At 46.5% G+C, this 22,800-nt stretch carries 18 protein-coding genes and 1 tRNA gene; 5 read left to right on the plus strand and 14 right to left on the minus strand.

What is annotated here, in order from left to right; translation table 11 throughout:
- Window positions 1–67 precede the first annotated feature (67 nt).
- A complete protein-coding gene (locus tag HXT52_RS04335) occupies window positions 68–1,330 on the minus strand; it encodes a CHAP domain-containing protein (protein ID WP_410296440.1) in 1,263 nt (420 codons plus the stop codon).
- 305 nt (window positions 1,331–1,635) lie between these two features.
- On the opposite strand from HXT52_RS04335, the gene HXT52_RS04340 reads away from it, so the two are divergent.
- The gene (locus tag HXT52_RS04340) at window positions 1,636–1,890 is read left to right on the plus strand and encodes a DUF2530 domain-containing protein (RefSeq protein ID WP_004128796.1); all 255 of its coding nucleotides are present in this window, start codon (window positions 1,636–1,638) and stop codon (window positions 1,888–1,890) included.
- Window positions 1,891–1,923: 33 nt separating this feature from the next.
- Here HXT52_RS04340 and HXT52_RS04345 read toward each other — a convergent pair whose 3' ends face one another.
- Complete coding sequence (locus HXT52_RS04345; RefSeq protein ID WP_421775801.1) at window positions 1,924–3,219, minus strand: sensor histidine kinase; 1,296 nt, start codon at window positions 3,217–3,219, stop codon at window positions 1,924–1,926.
- Window positions 3,220–3,380: 161 nt separating this feature from the next.
- Between HXT52_RS04345 and phoU the strand changes: the two genes are divergently transcribed.
- Window positions 3,381–4,061, plus strand: coding sequence for a phosphate signaling complex protein PhoU (gene phoU / locus HXT52_RS04350; protein WP_004137012.1), 681 nt, complete (start codon window positions 3,381–3,383; stop codon window positions 4,059–4,061).
- Window positions 4,062–4,520: 459 nt separating this feature from the next.
- Here the strand turns inward: phoU and HXT52_RS04355 are convergent, their stop codons facing one another.
- The 3 genes from HXT52_RS04355 to HXT52_RS04365 all read right to left on the minus strand — a co-directional run bounded on the left by HXT52_RS04355 (window position 4,521) and on the right by HXT52_RS04365 (window position 7,826).
- Window positions 4,521–5,261 (minus strand): phosphoglyceromutase, encoded by a 741-nt coding sequence (locus tag HXT52_RS04355; RefSeq protein WP_004128801.1) that lies wholly within the window; start codon window positions 5,259–5,261, stop codon window positions 4,521–4,523.
- 267 nt (window positions 5,262–5,528) lie between these two features.
- The gene (gene lysS / locus HXT52_RS04360; protein ID WP_421775802.1) at window positions 5,529–7,214 is read right to left on the minus strand and encodes a lysine--tRNA ligase; all 1,686 of its coding nucleotides are present in this window, start codon (window positions 7,212–7,214) and stop codon (window positions 5,529–5,531) included.
- 444 nt (window positions 7,215–7,658) lie between these two features.
- The gene (locus HXT52_RS04365; RefSeq protein WP_421775803.1) at window positions 7,659–7,826 is read right to left on the minus strand and encodes a hypothetical protein; all 168 of its coding nucleotides are present in this window, start codon (window positions 7,824–7,826) and stop codon (window positions 7,659–7,661) included.
- A gap of 285 nt (window positions 7,827–8,111) precedes the next feature.
- Between HXT52_RS04365 and HXT52_RS04370 the strand changes: the two genes are divergently transcribed.
- Window positions 8,112–8,185, plus strand: a tRNA-Pro gene (locus tag HXT52_RS04370).
- Window positions 8,186–8,249: 64 nt separating this feature from the next.
- Here HXT52_RS04370 and HXT52_RS04375 read toward each other — a convergent pair.
- Complete coding sequence (locus HXT52_RS04375) at window positions 8,250–10,667, minus strand: BspA family leucine-rich repeat surface protein (RefSeq protein ID WP_421775804.1); 2,418 nt, start codon at window positions 10,665–10,667, stop codon at window positions 8,250–8,252.
- A gap of 200 nt (window positions 10,668–10,867) precedes the next feature.
- Between HXT52_RS04375 and HXT52_RS04380 the strand changes: the two genes are divergently transcribed.
- Both HXT52_RS04380 and HXT52_RS04385 read left to right on the plus strand, forming a co-directional pair.
- Window positions 10,868–12,958, plus strand: coding sequence for a DUF4037 domain-containing protein (locus tag HXT52_RS04380; RefSeq protein ID WP_421775805.1), 2,091 nt, complete (start codon window positions 10,868–10,870; stop codon window positions 12,956–12,958).
- Window positions 12,955–13,659, plus strand: coding sequence for a DUF4125 family protein (locus HXT52_RS04385; protein ID WP_421775806.1), 705 nt, complete (start codon window positions 12,955–12,957; stop codon window positions 13,657–13,659). The genes HXT52_RS04380 and HXT52_RS04385 overlap by 4 nt, the downstream gene beginning before the upstream one ends.
- Before the next feature lie 164 nt (window positions 13,660–13,823).
- Here the strand turns inward: HXT52_RS04385 and HXT52_RS04390 are convergent, their stop codons facing one another.
- The 8 genes from HXT52_RS04390 to HXT52_RS04425 all read right to left on the minus strand — a co-directional run bounded on the left by HXT52_RS04390 (window position 13,824) and on the right by HXT52_RS04425 (window position 22,787).
- Window positions 13,824–14,468 (minus strand): alpha/beta hydrolase, encoded by a 645-nt coding sequence (locus HXT52_RS04390; RefSeq protein ID WP_421775807.1) that lies wholly within the window; start codon window positions 14,466–14,468, stop codon window positions 13,824–13,826.
- Between the two features lie 57 nt (window positions 14,469–14,525).
- Complete coding sequence (locus HXT52_RS04395) at window positions 14,526–15,020, minus strand: metal-sulfur cluster assembly factor (protein WP_415682749.1); 495 nt, start codon at window positions 15,018–15,020, stop codon at window positions 14,526–14,528.
- A gap of 35 nt (window positions 15,021–15,055) precedes the next feature.
- Window positions 15,056–15,772, minus strand: a complete 717-nt coding sequence (gene sufU / locus HXT52_RS04400) for a Fe-S cluster assembly sulfur transfer protein SufU (protein ID WP_421775808.1) — start codon at window positions 15,770–15,772, stop codon at window positions 15,056–15,058.
- A gap of 57 nt (window positions 15,773–15,829) precedes the next feature.
- Window positions 15,830–17,191, minus strand: coding sequence for a SufS family cysteine desulfurase (locus tag HXT52_RS04405; protein WP_421776185.1), 1,362 nt, complete (start codon window positions 17,189–17,191; stop codon window positions 15,830–15,832).
- 69 nt (window positions 17,192–17,260) lie between these two features.
- Window positions 17,261–18,037 (minus strand): Fe-S cluster assembly ATPase SufC, encoded by a 777-nt coding sequence (sufC, locus tag HXT52_RS04410; RefSeq protein WP_004110671.1) that lies wholly within the window; start codon window positions 18,035–18,037, stop codon window positions 17,261–17,263.
- Between the two features lie 9 nt (window positions 18,038–18,046).
- Complete coding sequence (gene sufD / locus HXT52_RS04415) at window positions 18,047–19,309, minus strand: Fe-S cluster assembly protein SufD (protein WP_421775809.1); 1,263 nt, start codon at window positions 19,307–19,309, stop codon at window positions 18,047–18,049.
- Window positions 19,309–20,850, minus strand: coding sequence for a Fe-S cluster assembly protein SufB (gene sufB / locus HXT52_RS04420; protein WP_421775810.1), 1,542 nt, complete (start codon window positions 20,848–20,850; stop codon window positions 19,309–19,311). Before sufB ends, sufD begins: the two co-directional genes overlap by 1 nt.
- Before the next feature lie 254 nt (window positions 20,851–21,104).
- Window positions 21,105–22,787, minus strand: coding sequence for a CTP synthase (locus tag HXT52_RS04425; RefSeq protein WP_119520588.1), 1,683 nt, complete (start codon window positions 22,785–22,787; stop codon window positions 21,105–21,107).
- Between the last annotated feature and the right edge of the window lie 13 nt (window positions 22,788–22,800).

A 22,800-nucleotide genomic window follows, 5' to 3' on the forward strand; every position in this document is an offset into this window, starting at 1 on the left:
GCACTTTTGATAAGCTATTGGTAATAAAAGTAATAAAGATTGGCAGCAAAGATTAGCAAGCAGTACTTTAGTAGTGAATGAATTGATACTGAGAAAGCTGCTTTGCATCAAACTTACGAGAGAATGTTTTTCCTCGCAAAGAAGCGCCAGATTCCGAAGTTTCAATCGAACCGTCTGGATTAATCTTCTCAACAATTGCAACATGTCCGTAGAACGGATCCGAACCAGCCTGACCAGCGCGGAAAACCATAATATCTCCAACGTGGCGAGGAGTGCGATCAACCCAATATCCAAGTCCGCGCGCAGAATCAGCCCACATATTTCCGTTGCCAAAATGCGAACCAACAGGCAAACCAAGCTGAGACCTACGCACATACACCCACCAAGTGCACTGGCTGAACTCATACGCGTTACCGGTATCACCAGTTGCATGATTTGGATTAAAGCCCTTTGGCAATACGTCAAAGTCTTTATCCATAAGCAAAGCGACTTTAGGATTATCTGCAGCAGAACGCGACATTTCCGCAATATTAAAGCCAGAATCTGCACCCAGCTTCCAAGAATCAGACTTAGAAGACGTTACAGAAGCGGTTCCAGGACGCGAATTTGCAGCGCTTCTTGCAGTCGAAATACCCAAAAGGCCGGAAATTCCCGAAGAAGCATAAGCACCGGAATTATTAGTATTTGCATCATAATCAGCGCGCGCAGCGTGTGCAGCATGAGCGGCATGAGCTGCATGTGAAGCATCACCGGAGTCTGAGCCACTAGCGTTTTCAATAGAGTCAACAGCGTTATTGATTGCATCCATAGAATCTGGCGAATCAAGCGAAGTACGCTGGCTAGAGCGAGATACATTCAAAGCCGAAGAATCGTCCACGCTAGTTATGCCAGACTCAAGCTCTGCTGCGCGAGAATCAAAAGTATTAATTTTTGTAAGCGACATTGTTGCCGCAACAGCGCCAATCATAGCAATCATAGAAGTTGAAACAAGCAGGCGACGACGACGCTCATTAGCAAGCCTAGACAACCTGATTTCGCGACGGCTTTGCGGCATAATCTCTTGCAAACGCTCGGCAACAGCATCCGAAACCTCAACAACAGCACCATTGCTTGCTGAAAGTGCAGCTAAACGCTCACTATTGCGATTAGTTTGGTAAGAACGCGCGCCATGAAGGCCGTGATCCCCGCGCGAAGTGCGAGAGCTATGCGAAGAAGTACGCTCACTGTGCGAACCGTGCGCACCATGCTCACCATGCTGTGCTACAAAAAGCGAAAGTGGCGAATAACTACGCCCCTTTGCCTTCGGAGCACCATGTGCAGCACGCTTCATACGAATCACTTTCTTACGTAAACTTTGCCTGTAAATGCTGTGAACATTGTGGATTTAGCGACACCCAACGCACGCCTTCCACAGACACATCTATTTAAGATTACAACGTGGCGCGGATGTAGGAAACACTTATTGGAATCGCGCTGCGCAATCCTGTGCGCAATAACATACGAAATAGAGTGCGCAATAACGTGCATAATAACGTGCGAAATAACGTGCGAAATAACGTGCGAAATAACGTGCATAATCGCCCTGCATAATCTCGTGCGTAATTTTTAGACTCGACTCAGTTGTATGGTTAGAGTATGAAATTAGCACCTATAGTTAATCCAGATGCACGAAAGTCTACACCAAAGCCACTGCGCGTAGATTTGCGTAAGGTTTTTTCTATAGGTACAATAGCGTGGCTTATTGCAACAGTAGTTACGGTTATTATTGCGTTTTTGCATATTACTACTTGGTTTCCCGCGCTAGTTTGCGCAAGCGGCATGATTATTGGCGTTCTGCTTTTAATTTGGGAGCACTTTGACCGCTGGGATTATCGCCGACTCGGAAAATAACTTATATTCGCGGAACTTAATTATTCACGGAACTTAATTATTCGCAATCGGCACAGCAAAACTAACTGTAGTCCCCTGACCAGGCCTGCTCCACAATGTAATACTTCCATGATGCGTAAGTGCCACATGCTTAGCAATTGCAAGACCCAAGCCAACACCATCCTGACTTTTATTATTCTGATTGTGTGCGCGGTAAAAACGCTCAAAAATGCGCGACTGATCTTCTAAATCAATACCAACACCCCTGTCAACCACGCGAATTACAGCGTAACGACCGTCCGAAGAAGACGCGGCAGATATTGAAACAGTAGCGTTTTCCGGCGAATACGTAATAGCGTTTTCAATCAACTTACGAATCGCAGCTTTAATCTGATCGCCGTCACCGCGCACGCGCAAAGAAGAATCAGCTTTTATCTTAAGCAAAACGCCGCAATTTTGAGCAAAAGAGTCAGTCTGATTTTTAACCGACTCAAGCAAATCTGCAACCGACAACAATTTAGACGCATTTACGTCAATAGGATTTTGCGCACGAACAAGCCACAGTAAATCTTCAAGCATATGCTCAAGTTTTGTGGAAGATTTATTTGCGATTTTCGCTATTTCCTTAACTTTTTGCGTAGAAACGTTAGCTTCCTGCAAAACTTTAGTAAGTTGAGTTAAGCTTCGCGTGGAATTTATTAGCTGATCAGAAACGTTTGCAATAAAGTCGTCTCGAGTTTGCGCAAAACGGTGAGCCGCACTCGTGTCCTCAATAATCAACACAACCATACCGCCACCAACGCTACCTGCCGTAATATTCAGCCAATTTGGGCGCGAAATCGTAGTCGATTCTTCGGAATCATCCGCAATTTTATAACGCTCTGGAGTTGAAGTCACCAAAGAAAGACGCTCAAATCCCCCGGAATTGCGCACGGAATTAACAGCTTGAAGAACGCGCTGCTGACACAGCGAATCGTCAACAACAACGCCCAGCAAATAAGCTTCGGAGCTTGCACGAATTACGTCATTTTCGGAGTCGATTACAACAGTCGGCATGTCGAGCATTGCCAAAACTTGAGACGCATCCGAACTTAGGTCGTCTAAATCGGAAAGATTTTCGGATTCGCAGCCTGAGTTGAGATCTGAATCGAGATCTGAATCGTAAGAATCGTAAGAATCGTAAGCATGATTAGAAGTTAAGCCGCGTGAAATATTAACTCTTTTAAACGCGCGCAGCAAAAAACGCCACAACGGCGAAAACCAATCCGACGCAAAAACGCATAACGCAAGCACAACGCAAAGCGAGAGCACGCCAAACGCAATAAATACTACGGCTGAAGAATCAGGCATACTATTATAATCTCATATTTTGCTCACTTTGGTAACTCTGCAAATAAAAAGCGGCATAGACTACTCGCAGCTGAGCAGTTTCGGCCGCTTCGTTACTAGCGTCGTCTATAATTAGAAAGGATGCGCACATAAAGCTTATTGCAACAATGAAAGGATGCACCATGCGAGTGATTTTCAACGAAGAAATGAAGGCCGTATCTGCAAACCTCGATCGCATGGCGGAACTTGTGTCGAAAGCTATGAACGACGCGGGAAACGCACTTGTGAACGCGGATTTGGAATCTGCGCAAACCGTTATTGACAAAGACGCAGATTTGGATGCTTTGGAAGCCAGCACTATTGATCAGTGCTTAACTCTTCTCGCGCGCCAAAACCCGGTTGCAACGGACTTGCGCGAAGTTGTTGCCACTATGCGTTTGGCGGCAACTTTCGAGCGCATGGGCGATTTAACTAGTCATATTGCGCAAATCACTAGGCGAACTTGGCCAGAGTCCGCTATTGTGCAAGAAGCGCGCGAAACAATTGTTGCGATGATTGACTTCCTGCATGAGCTTTCAGGGCGATTAACTACCATGGTTGCTAATCGCGACGTAAAAATAGCGGAAACCATTATTGCTGGAGATGACGCGTTAGACAAGCTGCATGAGGAGATTTTTGCGCTTGTTGAAGGTGAAAATTGGCACGGAACTCGCAGGCAGCTGATTGACATTGTGCTGCTGAGCCGCTTTATTGAGCGCATTGGCGACCACAGCGTTGCTGTTGCAAGGCAGATTGTGTTTATTGTTTCGGGATTTGATCCAACAAAGAAGCCTGAGCCAGATAAAGACACTGTGATTGCATAGCGCTTGTGGTTGCGTAGCGCTGATATTTTAGAGCGTTGAGTGACATATATTAAGCAGCGTATAAGCAGAGTATAAGCGGAACATAAATAGCACATAAACAGTGCATATTTGTTATGCAAGATTAATATTTATACAGTGCTATACCACTATATTTAGTAGCGCCCCCAATCCCCCACATCTAAAAACTAAATTATTATTCATTCAATACTCATTAGGGGGGGGTATAAGAATTCTTGAAATATCGCAGATACGTTCAATCGCAAATAAAAAGAAACGAGTGAATTTGCAATACGCAACAAATTCACCCGATAGAGAAATTAGAAAGAAGATATTTATAAGTATACGATGCTAATTAATATTACGCAAGTACTTTTATAATATTTTCTTAAATTTTCTTTTTAATTTTTCGCTAAGTATTAGCTAAGCCTTAAATAAGCCTTAAATAAGCTCGACTTAAGCTCACTTCTGGCCCTGAGCAGCCACAGCGGCAGCGCCGGCAGCAGCAGCTTCTGGATCCAAATACTCACCGCGAGGCTTGATTGGCTTGAAGTTCTCATCCAATTCGTAAAGCAGCGGAATAGCGGTAGGAATATTGACCTTAGAAATCTCTTCCTCGCTCAAACCGTCAAGCATCTTTACGATTGCGCGCAAGCTGTTGCCGTGAGCAGCAATCATCACGGTCTTGCCAGACTTAAGCTCAGGAATAATATCGGACTCCCAGTAAGGCGTTACGCGAGTCACAACATTTGCCAAAGCTTCAGTTTCTGGAACTGGATCGCCTGCGTAACGAGGATCGTTAGTCTGAGAATACTCGTCGTTTGGATCAATCTCAGGAGGTGGAGTTGCGTAAGAACGACGCCAAATCATGAACTTCTCATCGCCATATTCCTGACGAATCTCAGACTTGTTCTTACCTTGCAAAGCACCATAGTGACGCTCGTTCAAACGCCAGCTGCGGCGAACTGGAATCCACAAGCGGTCGGCTGCATCAAGCGCGTAATTCGCGGTGTTGATAGCGCGACGAAGCAAAGAAGTGAACACGATGTCTGGAAGAACGTTCTTCTCTTTAAGAAGCTCGCCACCATGCTTAGCTTCCTCAACACCCTGCTCAGTCAGCGGTACATCAACCCAACCAGTGAACTGATTGGTCTTATTCCATGCGCTCTGACCATGTCGGAGCAATACTAATTTGTATGTCATAATTGCCTAGTTTATTCACGCCTTACGACGACAGTCACACAGCGCTCCAAACACGAGATAAGTTGCGCACGTTTGGAGCAAATAACCACACCAAACCCTCCAAACACGAGATAAGTTGCGCACGTTTGGAGCAAATAACCACACCAAACCCTCCAAACGCGAGACAATGCTCCCACGTTTGGAGTGCTGCGCAACAAACTCATCGCATACAAAAAGCCGCTGAACACTAAATAGCATTCAACGGCTTTATCTAATAAAAATTATCAACTAGCGAAGTGGCTTTACGAGTGGGAACGTAATCGTCTCGCGAATAGTTGCGCCCGTAAGAGCAATCAGCAAGCGATCAATACCCATGCCCATACCGCCGGCAGGAGGCATGCCAACGCCGAGAGCCTCAATGAAGTCCTCATCAATATCCATTGCCTCAACGTCGCCAGCCAAAGCATCCTTAGCCTGAGCCACAAAACGCTCGCGCTGCACAACAGGATCGTTAAGCTCGGAATAGCCGGTTGCAAGCTCAAAGCCGCGCACGTACAAATCCCACTTCTCAACCATTCCAGGCTTCGTGCGGTGACCCTTAACAAGCGGGCTGGTCTCCACTGGGAAGTCGCGCACAAACGTTGGCTCGTAAAGCTTATCCTCGTAGAAGTGCTCCCACAAGTGCTCAACCAACTTGCCGTGATTCTCCACGTCGTCGCGCTCAACGCCAAGCTTGTCTGCAATCGCGCCCAAATGCTCAACGGAAGTTTCCGGCGTAATCTCCTCACCCAAAGCCTCGCTAAGCGAGCCGTACATTGTAATCTGCTTCCACTCGCCGCCGAAATCGTACTCTTCGCCATTAAGCAAAGTCACCTTGGTAGAGCCGAAAGCATCGATAGCAGCCTTCTGAATCAGCTCCTTAGTAAGAGCGCCAATAGTATCGTAAGTGCCGTAAGCCTGGTAAGCTTCGAGCATTGTAAACTCTGGAGCGTGAGTTGCGTCCACACCTTCGTTTCTAAAATCGCGGTTGATTTCAAACACGCGGTCAATGCCACCAACCAAGCAGCGCTTCAAGAAAAGCTCCGGAGCGATGCGCAAATAAAGATCAATGTCGAAAGCGTTCATGTGAGTTGTGAACGGACGAGCAGCAGCGCCGCCGTGAACCGTTTGCAACATTGGGGTTTCGACTTCCAAGAAGTCGTGACTGTCGAAAGTGCGGCGAAGAGAAGCCACAGCGTGAGAACGCCTGCGAACCATATCGCGAATCTTCTCGTCCGCAATCATACCAATATAAGGCTTTCGCGTACGAGTATCGTCGCTTAATTCCTTGTGCAAAGCTGGAAGCGGCTGCAAAGCCTTAGCTGCAATCGCCCACTCTGTTGCAAAAACGGAAAGCTCGCCGGTCTTGGAAGAAATCACGCGACCGCGCACGTACAAATGGTCTCCCAAATCAACCATCTGCTTGAAGCTTTTAATGGATTCTTCGCCGATTTCCTTCTTGGAAACCATGGCCTGAATCGTAGTGCCGTCACCGGCAGAAAGCTTAACGAAGCACAAGCCGCCAGCATTACGCAAGAAAAGCACGCGTCCTGCAATACCAACCTCGGTATCGGTTTCTTCGCCGGCTTCAAGCTTGCCGTCGAACTGCTTACGAACCTGCTCGATAGTATCCGTAACGTTAAGATGCACCGGGTAAGGCTGCACGCCTTCCTTAAGAAGCATCGCGCGCTTAGCAACGCGCATCTGTACCTGCTCCGGGTGCGCAAGCGGACCAAACTCTTTATTACTTGGGTCGATTGCTTCGTCCAGAGTTGCGCCTTCGTTTACACGCTTGGCGATTGCCTCGTCTTGCGCGAGTAACATTTCGGCATGTTCAACAGTGTCAATTTCGTTGGAGATATCTGTGGTGGTATCTGTTGCTTCGTTTTCTGCGGCGTTTTGCGCGGCAGATATTGCAGTATTGGTGTCAGTCATAAACGCTTATTGTAGCCAGTAGGTAATACAGATGTAAGCGTTTTGAGTAGGTTTTATTGCGCTATTAGCTTGATTCGCGCGACCATTTTTGCAAAAAACGCGCGTTTTTATGGAAATATTTATATTTTTCTGTTTTCGAAAAGAAAATGCATTTTTAGTAAAAATTTTTATTATTTTATTAAGATATACGAAATTATTTACGAAAAGTGAGGTAATTTTGCAAATATTGCGGAGTGCTTGCTGCGCGTGCAGGGTGAATGCATAGTGAATGCAGCCGCAAAATAACACAAGCGAATTTTTTATAAAAATTTTTAGGCTTATATTATATTTTGCTTAGTGTGGCGCGAGTTTTGGTGGATTTCTCTCCTCGCACGTCCCGTCCTTCGGGCGCTCTGGCTGCTAAAAGAGTTTAGCGTGTTCGCCTTTCTTAAAGAATGTAGCTTCTCAGTCCTCTTTTAGTGCTCGTAAAGAAATCCCCCAAACTCTGCATGCTAATTCGTTAATAACCATGCCAATCGCATAGATTTTTCGATTTTTCTTCTTCACTCGACGAATCAGCAGCCTACGGCTCTGACGTTCGCCTCGCTCAGTGCGAAAAATCTCAAATCTCACCTCGCTAATATCCACGCGAATGAATAACGAATCAATTAATATGCAAAATAATCTATAAATTTTTCGAAAATTTGAGAGAGATGCTTGGAAGCGACACACATTGCTGATTTGTAGAAAGTTTACGCTAGTATAACCAAGTTGTCGGAGTGTTGCGAGACGTGCGTGAAGCGCGAAGTGCGTGACGTACAAAAATACGAAAGCGCGCGACGCACGAAAGCGCGAAACGGCGAAACGTGTGCGGCGCAAGTAATCGCAAAGCTGTTTCTTAATCAGCACAATCGACATCGGGCTGTAGCGCAGTTTGGTAGCGCGCTTCGTTCGGGACGAAGAGGCCGCGGGTTCAAATCCCGCCAGCCCGACTTTTGATTTTTTGCACTAGCGCACTATAAGCGCGCTGCTCATCTGCTTCTCGCCGACAATCTGCTACTCTTCGACAATCTGCTTCTCGTCGTGCTTCTTCCTCATCTTATATCCCAAAACGAAGCCGATAAGCAGCATAATCAGCCACGAAATAATCAATCCCGCAACTAATCCGCCGGTTTCCAACCACGAATACTTGTTGCCGTTTTGATAAGACGCAGCGTTATTTTCCGACTTTTTTGCCGAGCCGGCGGAATCGCGCGAATTTGCGTCCGATGGCGAAGTTGGGCACACGCATTTGCAAGTTCCGTCGTTGCCATTTAACTGCTTTTGCGCGCCGGAATTGGCGTTATTAGCGAGATTATTACGATTACGATTGGCCACCCCACGACGAAGCGCGTTATTTTCTGCATCAGCGTTTTGAATTGATTGAAGCGGATTCTGCGGCGCGTTTTGAGGCTCATTATCAAGCGGATTAAATGGATTTGAATCCGGGTTCGAATCCGGAGTAAAATCCGGATTAATATTCAAATCTGGATTCGGCGTCGGGGTCGGTGTTGGCGAAGGCTGCGGACCCGGCTGCGGCTGAGGCTGAGGCTGTGGCTGCGGCTCCGGCTGCGGCTCCGGCGTTGGCGGAGTTGGCGGAGTTGGCGGAACAGGCGGCTTTGGCTTTGGCTTGTGCTTCACATCAGCCGTAAAAGTGATGTCTTTCCAAGCAACTAGCTCATGATTTGAAATTTTCGAATCAGGAACACTACTACCATTATTAATAGTTACTTCTTTTGCACCTTTATTATCACTAACTAAGTAGTAGACTCCAGTTCCTGTATGGTTTCTATCAATTACTTCTTTAATGTAATTACCTAACTTACTCTCATCAACATTCCAGGTAACAGTATCGTCAGAAACGATTCCAAGAGACTTTCTTATAGTATCCAAATTCATAACTGGTTTAGAACGAGAATTATCTGCCTCTTTAAGAAGATTTTTCAATGCATCGACAGAACTCTTTTTCGAATTGCGAATAAGTTTAGCAATGTGAGTTAGACCCGAATTTTCTGCATAAGCTGAAAGCATTTCTCTAGCGTTTTCCAGCTTATCTGCAGCAGTTAAACTCGTATCATTACTTGGAGAATACTCATATTTGCAATTAGTAAATTTTGTATTACTTAAATTATGTTTAGCATCTTTACCCTGCAGCACATCAGCAACACAAGTTAGAGAAGTATTATCTGTCTTATTCTCAAACTTAACCTCAATATAATCGCGCACTATACGCATATAGTTAGTTCTTGTTTTATGATTTAATTCAATATTTTCGCCTGGATTTTGAGCAGATTTTCCAGTCGACTTACGCCATACACCACTAGCCCTACGAGGGAAAAAATTGCCTACATAGGTAAGATCACGCAAAGTATTATTCAAAACTACACCAAGATACCCAGGTTCATTTTCACTAGGCAAACTATAATAGTCAGGATTTTTAGGAACTTTTGCAGTAGGAATAAACCATTTACTTAAATCTAGCGATTTTAAAGCTGTCATATAAAAAGCACAATACATGTCGTTTATATTGTTAGTGTTCCATGCCTCAATTCCTGGTATAGACGAAAGTTTATGACAGTTAAAGAACATCTCCTCAATGGTTTTTAATTTACCTTCTGTAGATGGGAATATATCTACTTCTTCTAGAGAGCTACACTCCCTAAACATACCTATTGTGTCTTCAATACCTGCATGCTTCCATCCAGATAAATCTATTTTTTTGAGCTTTTTGCAATATTCAAACATGGAATGCACGTTCTTTACATTCGTCATATCCCAGTTCTTAATACCATCTAAAGTTCTAAGATTCTCACATTTAGAAAACATTGAGTATGCATTACCACGTTCAAGTTTATTACTGAACTTTATATGCTCTAAACCAATTATTTTCTGAACGCCTCCAAACCCATAAAACATTTGCGATGCGGCAGATAATGTCATATCTTCATCAATAACAATAATTTTTATTTGATTAATTAAAGCAGCTTTGCCATCATAACCATAATAAATTGAATTTACATCAGAAGAACCATTGCCTATCAAAAGTTTTCCATTTACATCATTTTTTGAATCCTTAGGCTTCAAATGCAAAACTTGGAAATTATTTGTCAAAGCGTATTCAAGATTACGACCTTTCAACCCACCCCAACTATCAGCATTTTCAATTTTTATATCGTCTGCATCTATGCCATAGGAATTATCACCAGCAGAACGCTCAGTAGAAGAATGCGCCGAAGCCCTACCCGAATCTGCACCCGCCGAACGCACAGCATTTTTTGAGGATTTGGGAGCAGCAGCGCTGGAAATCGCGGAAGCAGAACGCGCGCTGCCTACCATACCAACTGCACTGGTGATTGTTGGCAACGTCATTGTTACTGCCGCAATCGCAGACGCACATATGGCCACAATTTTATAAATCCCGCTCTTCTTGCTCATTTATCTTCCTGTTCAATCAGCGAAAATGCATACTCCTAATATCTATGCTAGCCAGTAAAAAAAAAACGGAAGAGCAGCGCAAAAATAAGTTAGCGCACGCAAAGTTTTTGTCGCTTCTCGAGAAGATTACGGCAGTTTCTTTACATGGCTGTAAAGTTAAAGTCGATTGATTGAACGAGCGCAATAGCAAGGGGGCTTTGATGCAGAACGCTGCGCAGTTTTATAGCGAGCTTGACGAAATGTTCGCGAATCACGTGGGCGCTGACGCGATTGAATCGTACCTTTTGCGAAAACTTGCCGAAGCGCAGGCAGCAGCCGAAACATCCGCGGCAAACGAAGAAGCCAATCCCCTGCAGCTTTCAATTCTCAACGAACTCATGGGATTTTACCGTTCGCGCGGAGAGCACACAAAAAATCAGCCGATAATAAATCACGCTTTAAATCTGGCCGATTCCATGCACCTAGCTGGCACCGAAGCTGGCACAACCACGCTAATTAACGCCGCCACAAGCCTTCGCGCGGCAGGCAGCTACAATCGCGCAGAAGAAATATATTCTCAAGCTATTAAAGAATCATCGAAAACACTAAAACCAAACGATAGAAAACTCGCTGCCCTTCACAACAATCTTTCGATGCTTTATAGCGAAACCGGTCGCACGAGTGAGGCAATTGAGGAGCTTAATCAGGCGCTTGAGATTTTGCAAAATACGAGCACGGATCCTGATCACGACATCGATATTGCCGCCACGCACACGAATATTGCGCTTGCTATGTTGCAGAAGTGCTCACAAGAACGAACGCAAGAACGAACGCAAGAACGCACACAAAAGTCAGATGCAAATACTAACGCGGTTCATGTTAGCAATATTCTTGAATCCGCTTTTAAGCACGCTTCGACCAGCGTTCGCATGTACGTCACTGGAAATAACGAAAATCAACCGCACTACGCTTCTGCTTTGGCAGGTTTTGCGCAAGTTCAGTGTGCGCGCGGCGAGTACGCTCAGGCGTCGGAAAGTTACAGTAAAGCGCTTGATTTGATTGCGAAATGTTACGGAAAAGATAGCGAATCTTACGCGATTACAGCGGAAAATTTGCAGCAGACACGCAAGTTAGCAGAAAAAGTTACGGCGACTGGCGCGGCGAATGTGATTCAATACGATTCTGAAAAGTCGCAAGCAACCGATGAGCAACAGCCAGAGTCAAATAAAACCATAAAATCAATCAAAACTGTAAAAACAGAAAATAATCCAAAAATAAAAACCGGCATGCAACTATCGCAATCATACTGGCAAACTTACGGAAAGCCGTTACTCGATCAGCCAAAATTCGCGAAATACAAGAACCGCATAGCTGCAGGATTAGTTGGTCACGGTTCGGAATGTTACGGTTTTGACGACGAGATTTCGCGCGACCACGATTTTGGTCCCGGCTTCTGCTTGTGGCTCACCGACGAAGATTACGCGGAAATTGGCGCGGATTTGCAAGACGCTTACGACGCACTTCCGCGAAAATACGCCGGTTTTGACTCTCGCAACGAAACGCCGCGCGCCAAGTCACGCGAAAGTAGCAAGCGCGTCGGAGTGTTCAGCATAAGCGAATTTTTCGAAAATCTAACCGGCTTCCCCACTGCCCCAACCGCAAACGAGCCGCACTTATGGCTATCACTAAGCGAGTCAACTCTTGCCGCAGCGACGAACGGCAAAATTTTCGCGGATCCTCTTGGCGAGTTCTCAAAAACGCGCCAAAGTTTCAAACTCATGCCGGACGACGTGCGAATCTCACTAATCTCCAGAAGACTTGGCATGATTTCGCAAGCCGGCCAATACAATTTCCCACGCATGATTGCGCGCAAAGATGCATCCGCCGCGTGGCTTTCTATAAACGAATTCGTGCGAGCAACCGCTTCCATTGTTTTTCTGCTCAACAATCCCGTAACTGCAGGCTACTTGCCGTACTACAAGTGGCAGTTTGCGACATTGCGAAAGCTAAGCAATCGCATGGCTTCTAGGCTTCCGGAAGTGTGTGGAAAACTTGAGTCAGTAATGCGACTTTCTTCCGCTGCTTGCTTTGGTGGCGACGGCTCCGGCGGCGACGGTTTTGGAGAAGGTGGCAAAGGAGCGGGAATTGCGCAAAAGCAAGTTACGCAAATAATTGACAGTATTTGCGAGGATATTGTGCGCGAGTTGCAATACGAGGGCTTAAGCGATTGCGGCGAAACTTTTTTGGAATGGCAGCGGCCGTACGTTGAAGCGCATATTAATTCGCGCGCTTCGTGCTTAAGGAGCTTATGATGTGCGATTTATCAGCAAATACGGAAACGCAAAATCCAGAAGCGCAAAATTTGGAAGCGCAAAATCCAGAAGTGCAAAATCAAAAATCAGAAAAGCTTGCGGAAGAAATTACAAAACTCGAGTGGGATCAGTTCCAGCTTACGCAAAACGAGGGCGGACGCGCGAATTGTCAAGGAAACTGGCCAACTTTCCGCATTATGCGCATGAGTCAATTTTTGGCGTGGCCGCTGGATTTGCAAGAGTCTTATAAGCAGGATCTTGAGCGCGCGAATAGCGACGGCCGCAATTTGATTACGGAAAAGTATGCGCGAATGATGGAGTCGACTGCGACGGAAATTTTTGAGCGCACGATTAAGCCTTATATTAAGCCGATTTTAGAGCCTAGAAAAAGTTCGCAGGAGCAGATTATTTTAACGCAAGTTGAGTGGGCTGCGGATTTTCGCAATCGATACCCGCATTTGGGTCTTGCAATGCGCGCGCTTAAAACTAGCGAGGATACGGCAGAAAATACGTCTTTTGAAACGTATTTGCGAGGCGAATTAAGCACGTATTCTGACGCAACTTTCGCAAAATACCAGCGTTTTGTGAATAACTTGCGCGCGGAAAATATAAATCTTACGCAAATAATAATTGCGAATACTGTGCGCATGTATGGCTACGATTCGCTCGAAGCGGCAGAATGCGCGCAACAAAGTGCTTGAGCGCTGCACGAGTGTCTCATTACGCTGATTTTCAGACACTCTCGCAGATTAGTTACTGCACGAGTGTCTCATTATGCTGGTTTTCAGACACGCACGCAGAGAGCAATCTGCACGAGTGTCCCAAAACAAGCAGAATAAGACACTCACGCAGATTAGGATGCTGATTAAGAATAGAGCAGCGACGCTGCAGAAGCGGCGCGAGAGTCACCTTCGAGAAAAAGCGTGGAAGCATCGGAAAGACCAGTTTGTTGCAAAAACGCGCGGTAAAGCATTACGTCGGGTTTGCGCAAATGCGATTCATAAGATGCGCAAACACCGTTAAGCTCGCCGAGTATTGGGCAAGTTTTGCGCGCGAAGTCTAGCCAATCGCAAGGAGCGTTACCAAGCGCCCACACGCGCACGCCGTTCGCAATCAACTCGCGCGCCTGACCGCAAGCATCCACACGCTCGCCGGCAAAACCGCGCTCGAAACGCTCAAAATACAAGCGATACAGCCACGTAACCGCAGGCCCGTGATGCTCGCTAAACGATTCAAGCACGCGCTCAATACTCCACCCAGCCTCGCGCAAAGACTCGTGAAACTCAAATCCCCATTCCGGCTCGAAACTAAAAAGCACTTCCCCAATAAAATCAGGATAATCTGCAGCCAGAGTGCGGCGCGCATCCCAATCTACCAGCAAATTCAAGTCAAAAACAACGTCGGAAATTCCGCGCGAAGCATACTCGCGGATACTATTTTCGCGCATATTATTTATACCGCAAATATCACAAATTCCGCTTGCACTAACTGCTTTTATTTCAGCGCCCATAATTCCCACTTGTTTAGTACGTTGCTATCAAAACAAAACGGCAAGCCAACCAAATACTCACGCGGTTGGCGGAATACCAGCGCCCATCGAAGCACCCATATCACCAGCACCCATCGAACCAGCGCCCCCAACTACCCCAGAACCATACATTCCAGCCGCAAAGTTCGCCTGCAAACTGTTGAGATTGTAGCCAAGCGCCTCAAGCTGCGCGCGACCGTCTTCATTAATGTTTTCAACGCTCCAGCGCGGCTTCCACGTCCAATCAATGCGAAACTCTTCCACCAAACCTGCGAGCGCATTCGCACACTCGTCCTCAATCAAATCAGTAAGCGGGCAAGCCGGAGTTGTAAGCGTCATTGTAAGAATCGCGCGACCCAGCTCGTCAATTTCAATGCCATAAACTAGGCCTAAATCAACAACATCAATGCCCAATTCCGGATCGACAACATCGTGAAGCGCTTCCTTAATATCTTCTTCGGTAACCCTGCCAATATCGTTCGCGCTTAAAGGTGTCGACGCCGCCACCTCAACAGCCGATTTATTTTCTTCCATAATATTCCTTGCTTTGCTTGTACCAAATTTCGATTTTACAAGCTGCCAAGAATTTGCGAATTCAAGTTTTGTGAAGCTTTTGCAATGCTGTCTTTTAGGCCTTCCCACGCCAAAAGCGCGCACTTAATTCGCATTGGGTATCGCGATACGCCTTGCAAAACCATTGCGTCTTCCAGCGCATCTTCCTCATCTTCGTTTTTAAGACCTTCGCCGCGAGATTCCATAAGTTTGTGGAAAAGCGCGTCTAATCGCAAGGCTTCGTCAACCGACTTTCCTTCGACCAAATCAACCATCATCGAAAGGCTTGCTTGCGAAATTGAGCAGCCGTGACCATCCCACTTAACGCTTGAAATTACTGGGATTTCGTTATTATTTGCGATATTTGAAAGCTCCACGCGCATTGTTACTTCGTCGCCGCAAGTTGGGTTGAATTGGTGCGATTGACCCAAAGCAGAGTTTTCGCTAGACGCAACAGCGCAACTTTCGTGAGTATTATTTAGGGTGATTTCGGCAGATTCTGTATTTTCGGCAGATTCTTGAGATTCTGTATTTTCTGTATTTTCAGCAGATTCAGTAGATTCTTGAGATTCTTCCTGCAGTTCCGCTTTTGCGAGCGCATCCGTGCTTTCAAAATGAGTTTTGCCATGCGGATTTCGCGCAGCATCCAAAATCACTTCTTGATACATGCTTTCCAAGCCGTCACCAGCCGCATCTGAAAAACCAGCGCCCGCACCAAAACCCATATCAAACATACGCACTCCTTACCTACTTCCTAACTCGCTAACTATCCAACTCGCTCACTAATAACATTATGCGCCAAAGTAGGCGCGAACGCGGGAAACGGCTTCAACAAGCGCTCGAGCTTCGTCAATTGTGTTGTAAACGCCAACGGAAGCGCGGTTTGAAGCGTACACGCCAAAATGACGGTGAATCGGCTGAGCGCAATGATGCCCAACGCGAATCGCAATGCCCTGAGCGTCCAAAAACTGGCCAACGTCATGCGGATGCACGCCTTCAACTTCAAAAGCAACCGTGCCAATTCGATTCTCTAAATCAGTCGGCCCCAAAATGCGAACGCCCGGAACGTCTTGCAATTTTAGCAATTCTGCAGCAATTTCCTGCTCATGCTCTGCAACTTTATTCATGCCCACCGCGCGCAGCCAATCCGCTGCAACTCCGGCCGCAACCATTTGCGCAACCGGCTGAGTTCCAGCCTCAAAACGGTAAGGCGCATCCATGTATTGCGCAGGCTTGTTAAGCCACGCAAGCTCCACCATTGAACCGCCAAAATTTGCAGGAGGAAGCGCATTCAAAAGCTCGCGGCGACCATATAAGAATCCAACTCCCGTAGGTCCATACATTTTATGCGCACTAAAGGCTGCAAAATCAACGTTTAAAGCGTGAAGATCAACTGGAATATGCGGCACTGACTGGCATGCGTCGAGCACAAAAATTGCACCGACTTCGTGAGCGCGCTTGCAAATCGGCGAAACATCCGTAATAGCGCCAGTAACGTTGCTAATATGCGTAACTGCAACGATTTTCGTGCGCTCGTCAATAATTGTTCGCAAATAATCCGCGTCCGTGCGCACGCGGCCGTCTTCTGTTACGTCAATCCAACGAAGCTCCGCTCCCGTGCGAAGAGCCAGCTCTTGGAATGGCAGCAAAACAGAGTGATGATCTGCGCGAGATACGACTATTACATCGCCTTCTCGAAGAGCAAAATTTTGGCGGAAATCACGCTTAGAACTAACAGAATCGGCAGAATCAACAGAATCACTACTATCTTTTTTGCAGATTCTTGCCTTCGCACTAGCGTTACCAATAGCAGTTGCGAGAAGATTAAGCGCACCGGTCGCGCCCGGAGTAACAACAATTTCTTCGCGCCCAGCATCTGCGCACGCTCCAACAAGCCGCGCAACTTTCGCACGCGCTTCTTCGAATGCAACCGTGGAAAGGGCCGCCAACTCGTGCGCTCCCCTGTGAACTCCTGCGTTAATTGTTTCGTAAAACTCTTTTTCGGCGTCGATTACAACTTGCGGCTTTTGCGAAGTTGCTGCAGAATCCAAGTAAATCAAGTGTTTTCCGTGCACAGTGTCGTAAAGTGAAGTGCCGTGAACTGTGCGACGCAAAATCGGAAACTGCGAGCGCAAATCGCTAAATTCTCGCATAATATTTTCTTCAGTCACTGTAGTCATATTCTAAGCCGTTATTTAAAACTTTTATTTTATAAACCGCGCTTAAGCCAGCGCCGACTCGGTTGCACCTTCCGGCAAGTACTTGTCGTAGCCTTCTTCTTCCAGCTCATCTGCAAGCTCCGGCCCTGCAGTCTTCACAAAGTGACCTTGCGCAAAAACGTGCACAATATCCGGCTTAATATACTTGAGGATTCGCGTGTAATGCGTAACCATCATAATGCCCAAACCGGTGTTCTCTTTAGCACGATTCACGCCTTCCGACACGATTCGAAGTGCGTCCACGTCTAGTCCGGAATCAGTTTCGTCCAAAATTGCAAACTTTGGCTTCAAAAGCTCTAGTTGCAAAACTTCCGCACGCTTCTTTTCGCCGCCGGAAAAGCCTTCGTTTACTGAGCGCGACGCAAATTTTGGATCCATTCGAAGCTTTTTCATAGCCTCGCTAAGTTCTTTCACCCAGCTTCTTAAAGATGGAGCTTTTCCTTCGACTTCTGTTTTTGCAGTGCGAAGGAAGTTCGTCATAGACACACCCGGTACTTCTACTGGGTATTGCATTGCTAGGAATAATCCCGCTTTTGCGCGCTCGTCAGGAGTCATTTTCAAAATATCTTCGCCGTCTAAAAGCACCTGGCCGGAATCAACCTCATACTTTGGGTGACCTGCCAAGGTGTAGGCAAGAGTAGACTTTCCAGATCCGTTAGGACCCATAATTGCGTGCGTTTCGCCAGAATTAACTGTAAGATTTACGCCTTTTAAGATTTGCTTTCGACCTTCTTTTGTTTCTACAGAAGCGTACAAATCCTTAATTTCCAAAGTTGACATAATTTTCTCCTATTCTTCCGTTCTTGCAAGACGGCGCTCAATCGCCTTCATTAAGTGATCAACAATTTCCGGAACGCCAATTTCTTCAATCAGCTCGTTAAAGAATCCGCGCACAACAAGCTTTCGAGCCTCAATCTCACTAATTCCGCGAGACTGCAGGTAGAAAAGCTCTTCGTCGTCAAATCTACCAACCGAACTTGCATGACCCGCGCCAATAATATTGCCGTTTTCAATTTCCAAATTCGGCTCAGAATCGGCGATTGCGCCAGGAGTTAGCACCAAATTACGGTTCAACTCGTACGAATCTGTGCCAGGAGCTTCCGGCTTAATAAGCGCGTTTCCAACCCAAGTTGAATGTGCGCCCTTCCCTTCCAAAGCGCCCTTGTACACTACTCTGGACTTGCATTCTGGATAATTATGCACAACCATTGTGCGGTGCTCAACATGCTCGCCAGGATCCACAAAATACATGCCGAGCATGTTCAAATCACCCTGCTCGCCGCCAAAATCCTGATCCATGCGAATTCGCACAACATCTCCACCAAGAGTGACCATCGTGTGGCGAAGCGAAGCTCCCTCACCAACGTGAATACGCTGATTTCCAACGTGTTTGCTTCCAGAATCCCACTCTTGAATGAACGTAGTAGAAACGTGCGCGTGCTTTCCGAGGATGATTTCCACGCCTTCTGCAAGTTTCGCGATTCCTGTATGTTCGATAATAATATCAGCGTTTACGCGCGGGTCTGCTTCGATTACTAAGTGCAGCGCGTCAAGCGGCAATGCGTCAAGCATATTAACATTATTACCCTGAATTTTAAGCACGATTGGCTTTTTGATTTCGCCAGATACGTGAAGCACGTGCGCTTGTTTCGCTGCATTCCATGCGACTGCAGCCACGCGATCAGACGGCTTTATGTCGGTATGAGGAGCCTCGTTTTGCGGCTTTACTTGCAAACTTACAGAACCGTCGCAGCCAACGTAAGAATCATCTAATGCAGCTCCACCAACGCCTTCAAGCGTTACTTGAATACTATTAGACGGCTCGAAACGCTCAAAAAACTCGGAAATTCGCTCAACTGGAGTGTATCGCCAATCTTCCTGCTTGCGCGTTGGAATCGCAAAATCTTCCACATTGAACGAGCGCACGGATTTGTCGGCGCTAGAAGGCATTGCAGCAGGAACCGCATACGGATCATTAGGGTCTGCTACAGGAATAGTAATTTCTTTTTCCGTCATTTTATTGCCTAAATTCTTATTTAAATCTTCGCTCATCAGCCAACGGATCCTTCCATTTGCAACTCAACTAAGCGGTTAAGCTCAAGCGCGTACTCCATTGGAAGCTCACGGCTAATCGGCTCCACGAATCCGCGCACAATCATGCCCATAGCCTCTTTTTCTTCAAGTCCGCGGCTCATCAAGTAGAAAAGCTGATCTTCGGAAACCTTGGAAACAGTGGCCTCGTGAGCCATCGAAACGTCATCTTCGCGCACATCAACATGCGGATAAGTGTCGGACCTGGAAAAATCGTCAACAAGCAAAGCATCGCACACAACCGAAGAACTAGAGCCATTTGCGCCTTTAATAATCTTCACAAGACCGCGGTAAGCTGAACGCCCACCGCCGCGCGAAATAGACTTAGCAACAATCGTAGAACTCGTGTGCGGAGCCAAATGAATCATCTTCGCACCAGTATCCTGGTACTGTCCGCGGCCGGCAAAGCTCAAAGACATGGTTTCTGCTTTTGCGTACGGCTCAGCAAGAATGCAAGCAGGATACTTCATAGTTGCCTTGGAGCCAATATTTCCATCAACCCACTCCATTGTGCCGCCTTCGCGCACATAAGCTCGCTGAGTTACCAAGTTGTACACGTTATTCGACCAGTTTTGCACGGTTGTGTATCGCACGCGCGCATGCTTCTCTACAACAATTTCAACATTTGCAGCGTGGAGCGAATCCGTGGAATAAATTGGAGCTGTGCAACCTTCAACATAATGCACGTACGAGCCTTCGTCTGCAATAATCAGCGTGCGCTCAAACTGACCCATATTCGGCGTGTTAATGCGGAAGTAAGCCTGAAGCGGAATATCCACGTGCACGCCTTTTGGAACGTAAACGAACGAGCCGCCACTCCAAGCAGCGGTGTTAAGAGCAGCAAATTTATTGTCGTCAACCGGAATCACGGTTGCAAAATACTTTTTTACAAGCTCCGGATACTTTTGCACTGCTGTATCCGTGTCAACAAAAATCACGCCTTGAGCAGCCAAGTCTTCGCGAATCGAATTGTAAATAACTTCCGACTCGTACTGTGCTGCAACGCCTGAAACTAAGCGCTTTTTCTCCGCTTCCGGAATGCCGAGTCTATCGTAAGTTTTGCGAATATCTTCCGGCAAATCATCCCAAGTTTTTGCTTGATCGTGAACCGGACGCACGTAATACTTGAAATCATCCGCATCAAAGCCGCTTAAATCAACGCCCCAATCCGGCATAGGCTTTTGCAAAAACGCGCGGTATCCTTGCAAGCGAAGATTTAACATCCACTCCGGCTCGTGTTTGTCTGCGGAAATTGCGCGCACAACCGACTCGTCAATACCTTTTTTTGCAGCCTCGCCTGCAGCATCCGAATCGTGCCAGCCGTAATTGTAATCGCCAAATTCAGCAACAATTTGCTCGTCTTGGCGGATTTTCTCTTCGTTTACGCGAGCGCGATCTGCCACATACTGGCTCATTTCAACGTCTGCAGCTTTATTTTTTGCTGGATTATTAGCATCATTTGCTGCAACGCTTGTATGACTAATATTGCTAGTATCGCTCATACGCTTATAGCACCTCCATGCATAACGCATTGCTACGCTCTTACCTTAGAGCGCAATCGCAAAAGCTATTCCCCAACGTTACTTTTGCATTCTGTCTAGTCTATTTCTTACCTATTCAAGGTTACCGCGTAATGCGATTTCTTGGTATAGCTGTGTTACGAACAAAACGTAATGTTTATCACAATCTAATAAAACAAAAAGCGGCAAAACTTAAGAATCCTAAGTTTTACCGCCTGTTTTTACTTGGCTTAAGACTACTTATCTGCCTTGCTATTTTGTGCAGACGACTGATGCTCAAGAGCAGCCGCAACTAATCCAGCAAACAGTGGATGAGGCTTAGTTGGGCGAGACTTAAACTCTGGGTGAGCTTGAGTTGCTACGTAGAATGGGTGAACATCTTTTGGAAGCTCCACAAACTCAGTCAAATTACCGTCTGGGCTTTGGCCGCTAATACGCAAACCAGCTTCACGCAGGCGATCCTTATACGCAACGTTCACCTCGTAACGGTGACGATGACGCTCGGTAACATGCGTAGAGCCGTAAAGCTCGGCAACAATAGAGCCTTCTTCAAGAGTGGCAGGGTAAGAGCCGAGTCGCATTGTGTGACCCATATCTCCCTTACCATCCACAATATCTTTCTGCTCTTCCATAGTTGCGATTACTGGATCTCCACAATCCTTCTCGAACTCTGTGGAATTAGCATCCTCAAGACCGAGAACGTGACGAGCGTACTCAATAACCACAGATTGCAAGCCAAGGCAAAGGCCAAGCGTTGGCAAACCGTGCTCGCGAGCGTAACGGAGCGCGCCAATCTTACCTTCAATACCGCGAATGCCGAAACCGCCTGGAATAACCATTCCGTCCATTTGGTCAAGAGCTGCAGCAGCACCTTCTTGAGTTTCGCACTTGTCGGCAGCAACCCAGCGCACGTTTACCTTAGCCCAGTTTGCAAAACCGCCAGCCTTAATAGCCTCCGTAACAGAAAGGTACGCATCTGGCAAATCAATGTACTTGCCAACGATTGCAATGTTTAGCTCATGCTTTGGATGATGCACGCGCTCAAGCAAATCTTCCCACTCGTTCCAATCAACATCGTGGAATGGAAGCTCAAGCTCACGAACAACGTAAGCGTCCAAGCCTTCGTTGAACAAAATCTTTGGAACATCGTAAATGCTTGGAGCATCAACGCAGTTCACAACACCTTCGGCGTCAACGTCGCACATAAGCGAAATCTTGTCTTTAATAGCCTGATTAAGTGGACGATCCGAACGCAAAACAAGCGCGTCTGGAGAAATACCAAGCTGGCGAAGCATCATTACAGAATGCTGAGTTGGCTTAGTTTTCAACTCGTGCGCGGCTGCAATATAAGGAACCAAAGAAACGTGCACAAACATGCAGTTTTCTGGACCTAAATCGCGGCGAACTTCGCGAGCGGCTTCCAAGAATGGCTGGGATTCAATATCTCCAACTGTGCCGCCGATTTCCGTAATAATAACGTCTACATCGTCGGAAGCCTGCGCGCGCATACGCGACTTAATTTCACCAGTAATATGCGGAATAACCTGCACGCACTGACCCAAATATTCACCAGCGCGCTCCTTACGAAGCACAGACTGATAAATCTGGCCCGTAGTTACATTCGCTTTTTGACTTAAGAAAACATCAAGGAATCGCTCGTAATGACCAATATCAAGATCTGTTTCTGCGCCATCTTCCGTAACATAGACTTCACCATGCTGGAATGGGTTCATTGTACCCGGGTCAACATTGATATAAGGATCGAGTTTTTGTTGCAAAACGTGAAGGCCGCGGCTTCGCAAAAGTCGTCCTAAAGACGATGCAGTAAGGCCTTTTCCGAGGGACGAAACAACGCCACCAGTGACAAAAATATGCTTTGTAATATGCTCCTGAGAGTTACCATGTTTTCTTCTAACCATGGAACTCCATAGT

This window comes from Gardnerella sp. KA00288, from assembly GCF_049244085.1.
In the GTDB taxonomy this organism is placed as follows: Bacteria; Actinomycetota; Actinomycetes; order Actinomycetales; family Bifidobacteriaceae; genus Bifidobacterium; species Bifidobacterium greenwoodii.

Coding starts and splice junctions, on each gene's coding strand:
- HXT52_RS04335 (WP_410296440.1), bottom strand. CDS start 1,330: ATGAAGCGTGCTGCACATGGTGCTCCGAAGGCAAAGGGGCGTAGTTAT.
- HXT52_RS04340 (WP_004128796.1), top strand. CDS start 1,636: ATGAAATTAGCACCTATAGTTAATCCAGATGCACGAAAGTCTACACCA.
- HXT52_RS04345 (WP_421775801.1), bottom strand. CDS start 3,219: ATGCCTGATTCTTCAGCCGTAGTATTTATTGCGTTTGGCGTGCTCTCG.
- phoU (WP_004137012.1), top strand. CDS start 3,381: ATGCGAGTGATTTTCAACGAAGAAATGAAGGCCGTATCTGCAAACCTC.
- HXT52_RS04355 (WP_004128801.1), bottom strand. CDS start 5,261: ATGACATACAAATTAGTATTGCTCCGACATGGTCAGAGCGCATGGAAT.
- lysS (WP_421775802.1), bottom strand. CDS start 7,214: ATGACTGACACCAATACTGCAATATCTGCCGCGCAAAACGCCGCAGAA.
- HXT52_RS04375 (WP_421775804.1), bottom strand. CDS start 10,667: ATGAGCAAGAAGAGCGGGATTTATAAAATTGTGGCCATATGTGCGTCT.
- HXT52_RS04380 (WP_421775805.1), top strand. CDS start 10,868: ATGCAGAACGCTGCGCAGTTTTATAGCGAGCTTGACGAAATGTTCGCG.
- HXT52_RS04385 (WP_421775806.1), top strand. CDS start 12,955: ATGATGTGCGATTTATCAGCAAATACGGAAACGCAAAATCCAGAAGCG.
- HXT52_RS04390 (WP_421775807.1), bottom strand. CDS start 14,468: ATGGGCGCTGAAATAAAAGCAGTTAGTGCAAGCGGAATTTGTGATATT.
- HXT52_RS04395 (WP_415682749.1), bottom strand. CDS start 15,020: ATGGAAGAAAATAAATCGGCTGTTGAGGTGGCGGCGTCGACACCTTTA.
- sufU (WP_421775808.1), bottom strand. CDS start 15,772: ATGTTTGATATGGGTTTTGGTGCGGGCGCTGGTTTTTCAGATGCGGCT.
- HXT52_RS04405 (WP_421776185.1), bottom strand. CDS start 17,191: ATGCGAGAATTTAGCGATTTGCGCTCGCAGTTTCCGATTTTGCGTCGC.
- sufC (WP_004110671.1), bottom strand. CDS start 18,037: ATGTCAACTTTGGAAATTAAGGATTTGTACGCTTCTGTAGAAACAAAA.
- sufD (WP_421775809.1), bottom strand. CDS start 19,309: ATGAGCGAAGATTTAAATAAGAATTTAGGCAATAAAATGACGGAAAAA.
- sufB (WP_421775810.1), bottom strand. CDS start 20,850: ATGAGCGATACTAGCAATATTAGTCATACAAGCGTTGCAGCAAATGAT.
- HXT52_RS04425 (WP_119520588.1), bottom strand. CDS start 22,787: ATGGTTAGAAGAAAACATGGTAACTCTCAGGAGCATATTACAAAGCAT.